At 46.7% G+C, this 16,030-nt stretch carries 11 protein-coding genes; 9 read left to right on the forward strand and 2 right to left on the reverse strand.

The window, feature by feature from the left end:
- The first annotated feature begins 136 nt into the window (after positions 1-136).
- The 9 genes from NWQ57_RS09300 (at position 137) to NWQ57_RS09340 (ending at position 14,041) form a co-directional block, all read left to right on the forward strand.
- Positions 137-1,681, forward strand: coding sequence for a rhamnogalacturonan acetylesterase (locus tag NWQ57_RS09300; protein WP_306021877.1), 1,545 nt, complete (start codon positions 137-139; stop codon positions 1,679-1,681).
- Positions 1,682-1,752: 71 nt separating this feature from the next.
- Positions 1,753-2,595 (forward strand): sugar phosphate isomerase/epimerase, encoded by an 843-nt coding sequence (locus tag NWQ57_RS09305; protein WP_306021878.1) that lies wholly within the window; start codon positions 1,753-1,755, stop codon positions 2,593-2,595.
- A gap of 326 nt (positions 2,596-2,921) precedes the next feature.
- Positions 2,922-5,909 carry a TonB-dependent receptor gene (locus tag NWQ57_RS09310; RefSeq protein ID WP_306021879.1) on the forward strand — a complete coding sequence of 996 codons (2,988 nt, stop codon included), beginning with the start codon at positions 2,922-2,924 and terminating at the stop codon, positions 5,907-5,909.
- A gap of 116 nt (positions 5,910-6,025) precedes the next feature.
- Positions 6,026-7,129: a glycoside hydrolase family 43 protein gene (locus tag NWQ57_RS09315; protein ID WP_306021880.1), complete on the forward strand. Its 1,104-nt coding sequence runs from the start codon at positions 6,026-6,028 to the stop codon at positions 7,127-7,129.
- A gap of 65 nt (positions 7,130-7,194) precedes the next feature.
- Positions 7,195-9,345, forward strand: a complete 2,151-nt coding sequence (locus tag NWQ57_RS09320; protein ID WP_306021881.1) for a beta-galactosidase — start codon at positions 7,195-7,197, stop codon at positions 9,343-9,345.
- Between the two features lie 4 nt (positions 9,346-9,349).
- Positions 9,350-9,664: an L-rhamnose mutarotase gene (gene rhaM, locus NWQ57_RS09325; protein WP_306021882.1), complete on the forward strand. Its 315-nt coding sequence runs from the start codon at positions 9,350-9,352 to the stop codon at positions 9,662-9,664.
- 162 nt (positions 9,665-9,826) lie between these two features.
- The gene (locus NWQ57_RS09330) at positions 9,827-11,335 is read left to right on the forward strand and encodes a tetratricopeptide repeat protein (RefSeq protein ID WP_306021883.1); all 1,509 of its coding nucleotides are present in this window, start codon (positions 9,827-9,829) and stop codon (positions 11,333-11,335) included.
- A 76-nt stretch (positions 11,336-11,411) separates the two neighbouring features.
- A complete protein-coding gene (locus NWQ57_RS09335; protein WP_306021887.1) occupies positions 11,412-12,707 on the forward strand; it encodes a rhamnogalacturonan acetylesterase in 1,296 nt (431 codons plus the stop codon).
- Positions 12,708-12,730: 23 nt separating this feature from the next.
- Positions 12,731-14,041, forward strand: coding sequence for a glycoside hydrolase family 28 protein (locus NWQ57_RS09340; RefSeq protein ID WP_306021884.1), 1,311 nt, complete (start codon positions 12,731-12,733; stop codon positions 14,039-14,041).
- Between the two features lie 68 nt (positions 14,042-14,109).
- Here the strand turns inward: NWQ57_RS09340 and NWQ57_RS09345 are convergent, their stop codons facing one another.
- Positions 14,110-15,171, reverse strand: coding sequence for a CNNM domain-containing protein (locus tag NWQ57_RS09345; protein ID WP_306021885.1), 1,062 nt, complete (start codon positions 15,169-15,171; stop codon positions 14,110-14,112).
- A gap of 230 nt (positions 15,172-15,401) precedes the next feature.
- A partial coding sequence (locus NWQ57_RS09350) for a DUF1961 family protein (protein ID WP_306021886.1) occupies positions 15,402-16,030 on the reverse strand: 629 nt, incomplete at its 5' end.

Genomic DNA, 16,030 nt, shown 5'->3' on the forward strand with positions numbered 1-16,030 from the left:
TTTGTAATAACAGTGTTGAATCGGCACTTTCACTCATATACAATCAAAAATAATCATTATTGTGAATTTTCATCCAGCCTGGTGGCTTTATATGCCGAGTGTTACGTTTCAACAGGCTTAATCGAGAGTAAAATATATGCAGCATTTTTTTGCCAAATTTGTCGTGGCCTTGAGCTTTTTATGCCTGATTAACGGGGCATGGGCTGAGCAGCCAAAGCCCGCATGGCAGCCTCATACTATCTTTGTGGCGGGTGATTCAACGGCGGCCACTTATAACGATCCGCAGCATCAGGGCTGGGCAGCCGTATTGGATAAGTACTTGGACAGTAGTGTGGTTAAAGTGGATAACCGCGCGCGGGGTGGCCGCAGTACGCGCACGTTTATTAGCGAGGGTTTGTGGCAAAAGCTGATTGACGATGTGCAGCCGGGCGATGTGGTGTTAATTCAGTTTGGCCATAACGATGCCAGTGCAGTGAATGACGATAGTCGCGCGCGAGGTACCTTGCCGGGTCTTGGTGATGAGAGTGTAGATATTCATAATTTGCTGAGCAAACAAGATGAGAGGGTCTATACCTTTGGCCACTATATACGCCAAATGGTGGCAGAGGTAAAAGCCAAACAAGCTACGCCTATTTTATTGTCGCTTACGGCTCGAAATATCTGGCAACAAGGTCGTATCGAACGCGGTTCAGGTCAATACGGTGGATGGATGTATCAATTATCATGGGAGTTAGACACGGCGTTTATTGACGTAAGCAATCCGGTTGCTGACGCACTTGAAGCTATGGGCATGGAACAAACCGCTGCACTGTACACCAAAGACCATACCCATTTTAATGCCCTTGGCGCCGAGTTACATGCATCGACCATTATCGCAGCGTTAAAAGGGCTAAAACCTACCTTAGATGAGCAGTGGTATTCAGAATTAGGCCGCAACGTCGCAGCGGCGCAATACACCTGGCTACGCCAACCTTTTGTGGCCAATGCTAATTTACCGAGCATTTTTATGGTAGGTGATTCTACCGTGCGCAATGGTGCCGGAGATGGTGCTAATGGCGAGTGGGGCTGGGGAGATTTCATCAAAGAGCACATTAGTGACAAACAGTTCAATCTGGTTAATCGGGCAATTGGTGGTCTCAGTAGTCGTACTTTTGTGACAGGCGGTCACTGGCAACGGGCTTTAAATATGATGAAGCCGGGTGACTATGTACTCATTCAATTTGGGCATAACGACAATGCGCCGCTAAATGACGATACACGAGCACGGGGCACGATCAAAGGCCTTGGCTTTGAATTTGAAGTGATTAATAACCTGGTTACGGGTGACGTTGAAACCGTGCATAGTTATGGCTGGTATTTACGAAAAATGATAGGCGAGGCGCGTGCACTAGGAATTACCCCGATTATTTGCTCGCCCGTGCCACGTAAAATATTTCAAGATGATGCACCGCGCATTGACCGAGCAGTCAATAGCTATCCTCAATGGGCGCAGCAAGTAGCACGGCAAAGTGGCACTCTGTTTATCGATTTACACAACCTTATCGCCCAGCAATATGACGTATTAGGTCAGGCTAATGTCGCGCCCCTGTTTGCTGACAAACATACGCATACCAGCGAGGCGGGTGCCAAACTGACCGCGGCTACGGTAGCGAAAGAGCTGCACTTCATCTTAGGACGCTAGCCCTAACACTCACTTATATTTCAGGGTAAGCAGGTGGTTGCTGCCCTGCATCACTTTGGAAGAATATTGTTATGCTTAATATCGGATTACGCGCCCATGATTATGGCCAAGGCACACCTACTGAAATTGCTGCAAAACTCGCCCCATTCGGCCCTGCTTGCATTCAACTTGCGCTGGCCAAATCTTTTCCTTTTATTAAAGAACAAGCAGGGCAGTTAAGCCCCGGTTTTGCCAATCATGTCAGAGATGTTTTTGCCGCTCAGGGCATTAATATTGCGGTGTTGGGCTGTTATATTAATCCCATTCATCCTGATCCGGTGATAAAGGAGCAATCTTTACAGCGCTTTGAAGAACATTTACGTTTTGCCCGTGATTTTGGTTGTGCCATTGTGGGTACCGAAACAGGCTCGCGGAATGCCGATTGTACTTATCACCCTGATAGCCAAAGTGAAGAGGCGTTCTTGGAGTTGGTTGCAGCGGTAAAACGCCTGGCCAGAACCGCTGAAAAATACGGCAGTATTGTGGGTATTGAAGGCGTGGCCCATCATCATGTGGTTCACTCGTATGCCAAGATGGTGCGAATGCTGGACTTGGTTGACTCCCCTAATGTGCAGATAATCTATGACCCCGTTAACTTTTTTCCGCTTGATGAATGTGCACAACAAGAACAGTTGATGGACCAAGCCTTTGAATTGTTTGGTGAGCGTATCGTTGCCATTCACTGTAAAGATTTTGTGCTGGTGGATGGTTTAAAATCCGGTGACTTACCCTCTGGTACTGGCCTAATGAATCATCAACATTTAATTAACTTAATAAAAAAACGTAAGCCTTTTATTCATACCATATTAGAAAGTACTCACCCTGAAAATGTCGAAAAAATAATGACCTTGCTCCACAGCCTCGCACAAGACTAATCACTTCCCTCAAGCCAAATGTCAACCGAGGTCATTTTGTCGTCATCAAAATGACCTCGGTTGAGCTGTTAATTCCTGGCTGAAACCCTGTTGGTAAAGGCCTTTCAGACTTTCTCGACGCATTTAAACGTTTAACCAGACCGCCCAGATAAGCAATATTCAAATATGAACTTAGTGATTATTAATGGCTGTTAATGATTGCTAATGATTGATTGTTGTTGACGTTGACATTTAGGGCAATTAGGATACGCCCTGTAAACAAAATATTAACAATCGTATTTTGTAAATAACAATTAACCCAACCTGCTAACATCACAGAGGCGACAATGACACACATCAAGCAGCGTATTGCCCAAGGCTCGCAAAGTCCTTTAATCCCCTTTACCAGAAAGGCAATTGCGAGTCACATTACTTCGATTCTTTTTGCAACGGCGACATTTGGAGCCCTTGCTGCAAATTCGGCTTATGCACAAGAAACGACTGCAGTTACCAGTCAAACCTCTGCTGAGCAAAGCAAAGAAGAAACTGAAGTGATTGAAGTCACCGGTATTCGGTTTAGTCAGCGCAGTGCGCTGGATCGTAAAAAACAAGCCGGCACCATGCAGGATTCTTTGGTGGCTGAAGATATTGGTGAATTTCCAGATAAAAACGTAGCAGAAGCATTGCAGCGCATTCCCGGTATTCAGCTAGCCCGGGATCAAGGTGAAGGTGCGTCTGTCAGTATCCGTGGTGTTGACCCACAATTATTACGCGTTGAAGTAAATAGTGTCGGTGCCTTGGGTATGGGCGGATCACGCGCGGTAGATTTTCGTGATATGGCCTCTGAATTAGTTAAATCTTTGGACGTAATTAAAGGCTCTGAAGCACGTCTTACCGAAGGCGGTATAGGCGGTACAATTCAAGTTAATACCCGTAAGCCTAACGAATTTAAAGAAGATTTTTTCTCGGTGTCAGGCGAAGGCCAGTATAACGATTTGATTGGTGACGTTATGCCTAAATTCAACCTGACCGGTGTACACAAATTCAGTGACGATTTTGGTGTTTTACTGAATGTGACCGGCGCGGATAAAACCACGCTGACTCATGCCTTGCGAAATACCGAATGGGCACGTTTTGCCGACTATGATAACTCACCTGAAAAAACTGTAGTTGATCCAAGTTTTGCATCGGTCACTGATAAAGCCGATTGTGCAACCAGTTCTAATCAAGCTAACTGTGAAGCGCAGTGGTTAGATTTTAACCCTTATTTACCCCGCTATGGTATGTGGCAGCGTCAGGAAGAGCGCATATCTGCCAATGCCATGGTGCAGTATGCGTTTAATGACATGCTCTCGGCCCACGCCAGCTACACCTACAATAATCGCGATAAAACCGCTAAAGACATTAACTTACAGTTCGAAACCCAGTCTACTGCCCGGATCAAACCCGAATCAGTCGTGGTCGATGACCTGCATAACGTGCGTTATTTTGAAACTGCCAATGCATCTATCAGTAACCGCGTATTAGAATTTGACTGGGACCAAAAATCAACGCAGTTTGAAACGGGTTTCCAATTTAGAAATGATGCATGGAGAGTAGAAGGAGTATTGGCACGTTCTACCACTGATCAAGATATTGATTCGCGCAGTGTCAGTGCCTGGGCCGGAGGTCTGGTTGACATGAAAGTAAGCTTAAACGACGAAGGTTTGTCAGCGCTGGATTTAACCGATGCTTATATCCGCAATCCCGATGATTTAACAGATACCTCCAACAAACTCGACATTAACGACCCCTATAGTTATGTCGGTGGTACCAGCTTCGATTACCGTCCTGCTAAGGACGAAAGTGAAGAAACCATGGGTAAAGTTGATGTTACCTATATTCCCGATTCTGATTTTTGGGTACTACTGCGCTCTGGTTATCAGCGAACAGAACAAAAATTTGCCAACTGGAATTACCGCTATGACATTGACCGCAACGTAGGCACAGCATACAACGGTGTGGTGTGGACCATTGAGGATCAGGCAGAACTGTTGGGCGGCAGAATGGTTGAAACCGACGAGTTCTTTAAAGGCTACGATTTAAGCGTTGACTCATTAGGTTCTTGGCTGGCGTTGGACTCACCGGCCGTATTGGAAGCGCTGCAGGCGGTTTCTGCTGACAATACCACTCGTGAAGACCTGAATGTTCAAAACGGCAACTATGATGTTTCAGTAAAAACACAGGCAGTCTATCTGCAGGCCAATTTTGAAAGCGAACTGATGGGCTTTACTTACTCGGGTAACTTTGGGATACGAGCGGTAGAAACTAAAAATGCCACCAACGGAAATGTGCGAATTAACGTCATCGTTGATGAGCTGGATGAAAATGGTGATCCAATCTTTAATGAGACCACCGGCACTTACCCATCGCGTCAAGTTCTTCCCGATGAAGAACATCCAGACTTTTTTCTTGGGCGTAAAACCATTGAATCTGACTACACGGATTATTTGCCCAGTTTTAACCTGAATGTTTCGTTGATCCCAGACGAACTGGTGTTTTATGTTGGCGTGGCAAAAGTGATGGCGCGTCCAATCATTACTGATATGAACGTAAATGCAACCTGTACCTTGCGTAAAAATACTCAGGCGCAAATTGACAATACGCCAGACAACTGTACGGCAGGTAATCCGGCACTTGAACCTTACCGCGCTAACCAGTTTGACCTGGCGCTAAACTGGTATCCGGATGAGGAGTCGATTGTATCGGTAGCGTACTTCACTAAAGATATCACTAGCTGGATCATTGACCCTGATACTCGCTTTGACGTGGACTTTTTTGGTGACGGAAGACTGTGGGATGTGCGTCAGAAATTGAATGGTAGTGGAGTAAAAACCAAAGGGCTTGAGTTCCAAGCTTCTACGGTATTTTCAATGTTACCCGAACCCTTTAATGGCCTTGGCGCAACGGCTAACTACACCTATATGGAAGCAGACAATGTTGGTCTTTTCAACCGTTTGACCGGAGAAGAGCTGGAGTTTCCCTCTCAGTCTAAGGACAGTTACAACTTGACTGGCTTTTATGAAAATGAAAAGTGGAGTTTTAAATTATCGTATAACTTCCGCAGTGAGTATTTAAGAAATGCGGCAGACCGTTCAGGTAATCCGGCTTATGTTGATGACGCGGGTTACCTTGACAGTAAGCTGACTTATACCGTGTCGCCTAATCTGAAAGTGTACGCGGATGCCCGTAACCTTACCGGTGAGGTCTATCATGTCAACGCAGGTCCTGGCCGTTCGTCAGATTTGCAATGGGCAGGTCGTGAGTACTCAGTTGGTTTTAGCTACAAACTGTAAAGGTTGAAAAACAGCCGCTTACTCACAGCCAGCCGATTCACGGCTGGCTGACAATGAATAACATCATTTGCCGGGCCTAACTCATGTTGGCTCGGTCTGTTTTTGAAGATAGCCTGATGAAATCAAAAGCTTGTTATGGAAAGTTAGGTGCATGGGGTTTAATGCTGGTGTGGCAATTAGCATCAGCCCATTCTGAGCCTGTTGTATTACCTGTCAACATACCCGCTTCTTCGGTGCCTGAACGTAACATTCATCATGTCGATACCTTGAATATCCACGATCCAGCGATACTGGCCGATCCGGTATCAAAAAAATATTACGTGTATGACAGTTTTCACTATGGTCACCCGCAGGAAAATCTCGATGCGCCGAATAAGCGTGCCGGTGTAGAAGCTTACTGGAGTGACGATTTAATCAGCTGGCACGGACCAAAACTGATTTATGACATTGAGCCTGATAGCTGGGCGCAAAGTGAACATGCACCATGGGCACCAGAAGTGGCGTATTATCAGGATAAATATTACTTGTTTCTGACCTTTCATCACTATCACAACATTCTTGAAGTACAGGACGGTCGTCCGCCAATGGTCACACGCGGTTCGCAGATTTTGGTGGGTGATTCGCCTCTTGGCCCGTTTAAACGTTTTAGCAATCAAAGCCATACACCAGCCAACGAAATGGCCTTAGATGGCACCTTGTGGATTGAAGATGGCCAGCCGTGGATGATTTATTGTCAGGAGTGGATCCAAACCGGTGCTGGGTTATTTAAAGCCATTCGTCTGACGAGTGATTTGTCCGGCACCATTGGTCAGCCCATTACCTTGTTTAGTGCTGCGGATGCAGACTGGACTGCCAGAACGACGCGCTTTGACGGCAAAGACATTGAAGCAGTGGTATCCGATGGCCCGTGGCCTTACATGAGCAAAACGGGTCAGCTGATGCTGTTATGGTCGAGCTGGAACAAAGATAAATCCAAGGCTTATACCACCTCTATTGCCTTTTCTGACAACGGCAAACTCAGTGGAAATTGGACGCAGCGCAATGAGCCACTAATTAGTGGCGATCGGGGCCATGGCAATATTTTTACCACCTTTGATGGTCAGTTAATGATGGCCCTGCATCGCTATTTTAAACAGCCCCATACCCGCCTGCAGATTTTCAAAATGGAAGATATGGGCAATGATTTGCAAATGAGTAAACAGGTACTAGGCCATCCGTAAGCTTAGTAGCGAAAGACGGCGATATTACAAGGTAAAATCTGCCACTACGAATAAGGAAACGAATAATGAAAATGACCCGACGTGAGATGTTTAAATTCAGTGGCTTGGGCGTAGCAACAGCAACATTAGGGTTGGGTGCGACCAGCCATTCTACTTTATTATCTGCCGCTCAAAAACCGAGCAAGCAACGCTCGCCTTACGCCATGAAAAAACTGTTTCATGGCGTGTGTTATTATCCCGAATTATGGCCAATAGCAGAGATTGATCGCGACATTCAAGAAATGCTCAAGCTGGGTATTAACGTGGTGCGCATGGGTGAATTCAGCTGGTCAACAACTGAGCCCGAGCAAGGTAAAATTTCCTTAGACCTGTTTACGATGGTGATGGACAAGTGCCATGCCGCGGGTATTGATGTGATCATGTGCACGCCGACGGCAACACCGCCCATCTGGCTGACCCATGGCCATCCCGAACGCTGCTTTAAAGATGAAAACGGTGTGATCATGAGTCATGGTGCGCGCCAACACGCTAGTTATGAACACCCTGAAGTGCAAAAAGCCTGTTTTACTATTATTAAAGCGATGGCCAAGGAATTTGGTCAACACCCTGCGTTGATTGGCTGGCAAATAGACAACGAAATGAAAGCCCACGTGGCTGAAGATTTTAGTGATGCTGCGGTAGCAAACTGGCATCAATGGTTGAAAAACCGTTTCGGGCGTATTGAAAAGCTCAATGATGCGTGGGGCACCCATATGTGGAGCCAACATTATCAGCGATTCGAACAAGTGCCTGCACCGGTTAAAACCCCGTTTTTACATAGCGCGTCGTTAAGTACCGCCTACAAAATGTTCTGCCGTGAAAGTATCGCAGATTTTATGAAAGCACAAAGTGACATACTGAATCAGTATTCTGCTGCGCCCGTTACCCACAACGATAATCCGGCGTTTAATATTCATCACGAACGTTCGATGCAGGCTCTAGACTTTGCCTCTTTCGATGCCTATCCCAGCAGTGAACAGTGGGCAGCACTGGTGTTTCGCTCGGATATGTATCGCTCAGCTATACCGGGGCGCCCGTTTTGGTTAATGGAAACCAGCGTGGCACATAACGGCTGGTTAGGTAACCACCATACCCTGCATCCTAAGGGATTTTTGGCCGCAGAATCGGCGTTGATTTACAGCTTAGGTGGTGAAGGTTTTAGCTATTGGTTGTGGCGCCAACAGCGCAGCGGTGCTGAATTGCCCCATAGCGCCATCATGAGTTCATGGTTTCAGCCTTCGGTGGGGTATTCGCAGGTCAAGCAGGTTGACGAAAGCCGCCAACAGCTAGAACCGTTACTGGTTAACAGCACAGTGCAAGGCGCTGCGATTGGGATCACGTATTCCGATCATGCCCGTGCGATGATTGAAACCGAAGGCCTTGATAAACGTCAAGGTTTTCCACGTCGTTACCGTGATGTGGTTGCAATGTGGCACAGCTACATTATGGATTTGGGTTACCACCGAGATGTGCGTTTTGAAAACGCGGCATTAGATGGATTGCAAGTGTTGATTACCCCCGCGATGCCCTACGTAAGCGAAGACTTTATGCAGCGCACTTTAGCCTTTGTTGAACAAGGTGGTGTGTGGTTAGTAGGCCCAGTAACAGGAACGCGTGGAAAAGAACATACCGTCCCCACTACGGCTGGATTAGGTTTGCTGGATAAATTTGCTGGGGTAAATACTGAGTTTGTAGTGCCATTGACCGATACGGGATCCAAGGGCACGGCCTTTGGTATCACCGCTGAGTTAAGCGGCTGGTGTGCCGCCATGCAAGTTAAGAGCGGTACGCAGGTCATAGGTCGTATTGACGATGGCGCTGCCGCCGAACGGGCCTTCATTACTCAGCGAAAAATCGGCAAAGGTCACATTGTGGTACTGGGGGTTCAGCCCTTTGGTGATAACGCACAAGCTATGATCGATGCGGTACTACAACATTGTATCGAACTAGCCAAAGTGAAAGGCCATTATCAAGTTAGCCAAGGTACGATTGTTGCGCCTCGTGTAGAGGCTGATGGCCGAATCTTATGGATAGTCACCAATATGAATGGTGAAGGTGGTGAACTTACTTTGCCAAACGGTGGGACAGATGCACTTACTGGGAAGGCGATTGCCAGTGGCACGCTCAGCATTGAGCCCTTCCTTTGGCGCGCAGTGTATCCCAAGATTAAGGAGTAAAAAGATGGAAAAAATCGCATTTGTGATGCAGCTCAATGCAGGTTGTGAAGCCGAATATAAAAAACGTCATGATGAAATCTGGCCAGAATTGGTAGATGAACTCAAACAGGCTGGGATAGAGGATTATTCAATTTTTCTGCATCCGCAAACGTTGCAATTATTCGGTGTTTTGTGGCGTAAAGAGGATCACACCATGAGTGAACTGCCGGCCACTGCTGTCATGCAGCGCTGGTGGGCGTACATGGGCGACATTATGCAAGCCAACCCGGATAACAGCCCGGTGGCGGTTGACCTGCCCCAGGTTTTTCATATGCCATGAGGTGAAATATTAACTCCGCTGCTTTTGGCTACCCGCCTTTAGTTGAAAACAGTGAATACCAGGTAACCCATTCAGCGGCCAATTCTCCCCAAAAGTACTCGGCAGATCGCGCAGTTAAGATTCGCTTGGCTGATAGTTAAGGTTACGACAAGGATTTACGTGATGACTAAGATGATAAAACGACTGTGTGCTTTGGTTTGGGTGGGCAGCTTAACTGCGCTGCCACTGAGAGCGATGGACATATTTCAGGCCAATGAACATTTTCAAGTGGGGCAATATGAACAGGCGCTCAATGACTATCAGCAACTGGCAGAACTGGGTAACGCGCAGGCGTTTTATCAACTTGGGTTGATGCATTATCAGGGTTTGGGCACAGAAGCAGACCGCTTTAAGGCGCTAATGTGGTTTAGCTTGGCTGCAGAACAACAGTTTAGCGATGCGCAGCAAGTCAGCGCAGACATACTGGCCTTGGCCACCGAAGAACAAGGCCCTGCTATTGAGCAAGTACTAACAGCTATCAAAGCCCGGTATGGCATGGCGGTGGTGCAGCAGAAATATTTTCCTACGCTTAAATCAGTGCCAGACGGGTATAAAATTGAGTTTGTGGATCCTGATGGCAGCGCAGCTTCAGTGGATTTTCACGACAAGTACGATATTAATATAAGTGAAGCCCTTGTCACGACCGGGCTTTCACAGGAGTCCGCATCTATTGACTATCTGCTATTGGGGCGCCCAAACGCGGTCACTGCACAAGACCGCAATTATTTTGCCGTGGTAGATTATGAGATTGGCCGTGATGGGTCGGTACGTAATCCACAGCCTTTGCAGGTCAATGGCTACATTAAACCCGCGCTGAGTTTACTCATCACAAAACGCTTTGCTCAGCCCAAATTTGACGATCAGGCCGTGAGTTTTTTTCAGCGCAGTTACCTCGGCATGTCTGGCTACAACCGTGCATTCATCCGCACTGAGCAATTTGAACGTTTTTATAACGGCCTGAACAGGCGGGTGAAAAAACTTAAAAGCAGCAGTACGATTGACGATCAGTATCAGTATGCCGTCGCCCTGATGACCTTTCCGTGGCTGACCGCTGATAAACACGAGTTGCAAGGCGTTCTTGCGCGATTGTCAACGGCCGGACATCCGCTGGCGCAATATGAATTAGGGTCATTGTTGTACCGTGAACAGCAGGATATTAGCGCTGCAGTGCACTGGCTAAATGAAGCCAGCAAGGCTGGCGTGACAAAAGCCCGCTATCGCTTAGGCCGCTTGTTGCTGGACAGTCCTTATGTGGAGCGCGACGAACACAAAGCTCTGTTTTGGTTTAAGCAGGCCGCCGCTGATACTTATACTCCGGCTTTGTTGGGCGCCGCCGAGATTACGCTGCTGGCAACAGAGCCTAGCCTGCAGAATGCCGAACAGGCCGGTGACTTTCTTGCACAGGTGCCAGAGAACGAACAACGCAATCCTGACTACGAATTTTTGCAGGCCATGCGCTTTTATTCTCAGCCCTCGCGGGACCTAGCCAAGGCAGTTGATCATCTGCGCGATGCGATCAGTCTGGCTAACACCTTTAACTGGGACGTAACTGACTGGGAAAAGCGCCTCAGTGCGTGGACGTCAAACGGTAAAGTGCTGGTTACCGACGTAGATAAACCGGCTAACGATTAATATTAATATTCACTCGCTGGAAAATCGCCATGGCCAAGGCCAGCGATTTTTTAATGTGGTAATAGGTAAACTGGTGATGATGTTGCGTGCCTTTTTTTCGTTTATTTTCATGTGCTTATTTACGACAAGCACCGTTGCAGGCAGTCGCGTTTTTGACTTAGGTAGCCAAGCGTCTGACGTTGATGCCACCGCCCTTACTCAAGCTGTAAAATACAACCAAGCCCGTGGTTTTGGTTTTGATTTTAATACTGCTGCTCAGGTGATAGTTGAACCGCACAGTGTGGGTGCCCAGCAAAGCCTGTATTTTTCAGTGGATTTGCCACAAGGGCATTATCAAGTTGAACTGACATTAGGCAGTGATCTTGCTGCGTCTACTAATACCGTAAAAGCAGAATCGCGGCGCCTGATGCTCAATCAAATTAAGGTGGTCAAAGGCCAACACATCACGCGTCGGTTTATGGTGGATGTGCGCAGCCCGATTATTTCAAGTGAAAAACGAATTGCCCTAAAAGAGCGTGAACGTGACGATGTAAACTGGGACAACAAACTGACACTTGAGTTTGCCGCAGGCTCTGCCATTAGGCGCATTGCGATTACGCCGCTTGCTGACATAACGACGATGTATTTAGCCGGTGATTCCACTGTGACCGACCAAGATGTTGAGCCTTGGGCTTCGTGGGGGCAGTTGATTACCCAATACCTTAAACCGACTATTGTGGTGGCAAATTATGCGGTATCGGGGGCGTCGTTATATTCATTTAAAGCTGAACATCGCCTTGAAAAAATTCTGTCGTTAGTTAAACCCGGTGATTATGTCTTTATTCAGTTTGCCCACAATGATGAAAAACGTCGTGGTGAGGGCATTGGTCCGTGGCAATCGTATGCTGACTTATTAAATGAATATATCGAACGGGTGCAAGCAAAACAGGCTATCGCGGTATTGCTCACGCCGGTCCAGCGACGCTTTTTTAATGCCGACGGAACCTTGAAACCTACCCATGGTGACTATCCTGCGGCCATTAGAAAAGTCGCAACTGACAAACAGGTTCCGCTGATAGACTTAACTCAATTGACCACTGAGTTATACGAAAGCTGGGGGGATGAATCTTCTCGGCAAGCTTTTGTGCAATATCCGGCTAATACCTTTCCAAGTCAGCCCCAAGCCCTTAAAGATAATACGCATTTCAATTATTTTGGGGCCAATGAAATCGCCTTGTGTGTTATTAAAGGCATGCTTGACATCAGGCTGCCTTTGACTGATTACCTCATTGATAACCAGCAGGCTTATAGCCCTGCAAACCCCAATCAATTTGAACATTGGACCGTACCTATGAGTCCTCGCTTTGTCGCCACCAAACCCGATGGTAGTTAAACTGACTAAGGCCCTTTAGCGTTATGCAAACAGAAAATATACAACTCTCTGCGCCTTTTGATATGCCGATGATTGGTGTTCCAGATTTTAGCGATTGTCCCCTCTTTGATATTGTTGATTTTGGGGCGCAACAGGGCCGTGATGATCTAGCAAAGGCGGCCAATAACCAGGCTATTGCTCATGCTATAGAGGCGGCAAATGCCCAAGGGGGCGGTACGGTTATTGTTCCTGCAGGGACCTGGTTATGCGGTAAAATTCACTTAAAAAGTTATGTAAATTTGCATGTGGCGCAGGGGGCAACGTTGCTGTTTTCGGCCTTGCCGACAGACTACCTACCAGCGGTATTAACCAGTTGGGAAGGTATGGAGTGTTACAACTATTCGCCGCTGATTTATGCCTTGGCGTGTGAACATGTGGCTATTTCGGGCAAGGGTACGTTGCTGGCACAAATGGATGTGTGGACACCCTGGGGTGCAAGACCCAACGCCCATATGGAAGCGTTGGCCGGTTTGTATCATCAAGCGGCTAAATATGAACCTGTCGAGCAGCGCCAGATGGTATTTGATGGTGCGCATCTGCGGCCCCATTTTATTCAGTTCAATCGCTGTAAACATGTTTTGGTAGAAAACATTCAAATTGAAAATAGCCCCTTTTGGGTGCTGCATCCTTTTTTATGTCGCGATGTGGTTATTCGCAAAGTGAGTGTCAGGGCTCACGGCCATAACAATGATGGGGTTGACCCCGAAATGACCCAAAATATGCTGATAGAAGATTGCATATTCGATCAAGGGGATGACGCTATCGCACTTAAGGCGGGGCGTAATCAGGATGGTTGGCGCTTAAATGTGCCCAGTAAAAATATCGTGATCAGGCGCTGTCATATCAAGTGTGCTCATCATTTAGTTGCCATTGGCAGCGAACTGTCAGCGGGCATCGAGAATGTGCTGATTCAGGATTGCCAATTTGATGGTCAAACCGATTACCAAGATGCAGGGAATTTGCTGTATATCAAAACCAATGAGCGCTGTGGTGGAGTGGTCAAACATATTTATATGCAGAATATCCGCGCGCAAAAATTAGGTGGCGCAGCGCTAGTGATAGAAACCGATGTGCTTTACCAGTGGCGAGAGTTAGTGCCTACTTACGAAAGGCGGCTAACCATCATTGAGCAGATATACCTTGATACTATTCAAGCCCAACAAGCTGAGCATCTGTGTCGTATCGAGGGACAACAAGAGGCGCCGGTGCAGCAGATTACCTTGAGCAATATTAATATGAGCACCAAGGCAGAGGCGGTTGTAAATCGGCATGTAGAACGCTTTATTTTACAATGATGAATGATTTTCTGGGCGTAAAAAAGAGCGCCGACACACTGAGCGCAACGCTTATTTGCCCTGGGTTTTTATGGTTTGTTGCTGGTCTCTTGTGCCGACTTTTTCTTAGCCCGTAAACGATCACGGTAATTATTGCGAGCTAAGGCTTGCATGTCGGTCACGGTGTCGCTTTCGTCAATGATTTCACGACCTATAAGGGTTTCGATGGCGTCTTCCAAAGACGCCACACCAGCCGTTTGGCCGTATTCGTCTTCGACTAATACCAAATGGGTCCGATTTTTAATAAATAAGTCAAGCAGCTGCTGCACAGGGAGTTTTTCAGACACCCTAATTAGGGGTTGCATAAAATCGCTAATCGCTTGGTCACCATAACCCGCGCGCTCAGCTTCGAACAATTTATTACGTAGGACCTTGCCTTTAATGTCGTCAATATTTTCACCATAAACCGGAATGCGGGTAAATTGTTGAGTGCCTGCTAAATCAAGCGCCTGTTTGACGGTTAGGGTTTGATCTAAGGTATGCACCACCGAACGGGGCGTTAATATTTGCTCGGTTTTAAACTCTCTCAGTTTTAACAGATTTGATAGATACTCGTTCTCTTGGGCGAACAAAGTGCCATCTCTGTGCCCAAGAGATGCCAAGGCGATAATTTCTTCACGGGTAATTTCATTTTCTTTGTTTGCACTAAACAAACGAGTGATACCAGTAGCAAGCCACACCAAGGGATAAACCAACTTAATTAACCACGAAATAATGTAGGCTGAAGGCGTGGCTAGCGTGCGCCAAAAGGTTGCGCCTAAAGTTTTAGGGATGATTTCAGAAAAATATAAAATCACTAAAGTTAACATGACGGCAATGAGGGTTTCCCATTGCTCACCAAAAATACGAATCGCTTGCGAACCCACACCTGCTGCACCCATGGTATGAGCAAAAGTATTGAGTATAAGAATGCTTGATAAAGACTCGTCTAAATTTTCTTTTACTTTGGTCAAGACCTTACCTGAGCGCGGATTGGATGCTGAAATTTGTTCAACATAGCTAGGCGTGATTGAAAGTAGTACGGCTTCCAATACCGAGCATAAAAATGAGACTCCGATAGCAATTGCTAGATATAAAAATAACAAGGTCATGAATGATTCCAAAGCGTGTACAAACAAATAAAGGCTTCTAGAGTCTGAACTCAGCGCCCGATAATGGCTGTTACCGTCATATACATGGTGGTGTTAGATTAATTTGCCAATACATCAACTCAATATAACGCCATGTTTGATGAGGTATCTTACACGATTTACGCCAAAATCAATGCCCCGAAGCAGATCTTCTGTGGTGTAACGCATTTTGTTTGTTGACGCCTTTATTGTCACTTAACGTTTTGCGCGAGTGCCCAGACCTTAAAATCACGATACTGAAATTTGGTCCACTGCATTTGTCTAAAACCCATTTTTCCGGCGCCTAAGGACGTGCCGATATTAAGCCCATCTACGACTGCCTGATTGTCGGTGTAATCAATGATCTTGCGCTCGTCGATGTACATTTGAATATGCTGAGCGTTTTTAATTAAGGTCAGGGTGTGAACCCTGTCAGATAGGGTAGGAATGCCTTTTTCACCCTCTTGCAACAAACTAAAGGTGTTGTTTTTACGTAAGTTAGCATGGGCTCGGTCAGGGTTATGGGCGGCGTTGGCGTAATATGAAATGTGGTAACTATTGATTTCGCCCAAGGTGTATTGCGTGAAGGTGCCGTCTCGGGCTGGAAGGTTGGGGTCAAAAATATCTTCGCCTCCTGCACCCTGAGCAGCAAAAAATACGATAACCAACCCCGCATCAAATTTCAGGTTTTGTACTTGCCACTGAGCAATAAACGCATCAGGAAAATCGTGTGGGCACCACAATACATGATGCCCTTGTTCATCAGGTGAATACATTTGCATCCAGCCATCATAAAACGTCAGCTCTCCTGCTCCTTCCATGCGCCAGTTTGCCAACTCTG

This window comes from Paraglaciecola sp. (genome assembly GCF_030730205.1).
Lineage (GTDB): Bacteria > Pseudomonadota > Gammaproteobacteria > Enterobacterales > Alteromonadaceae > Paraglaciecola.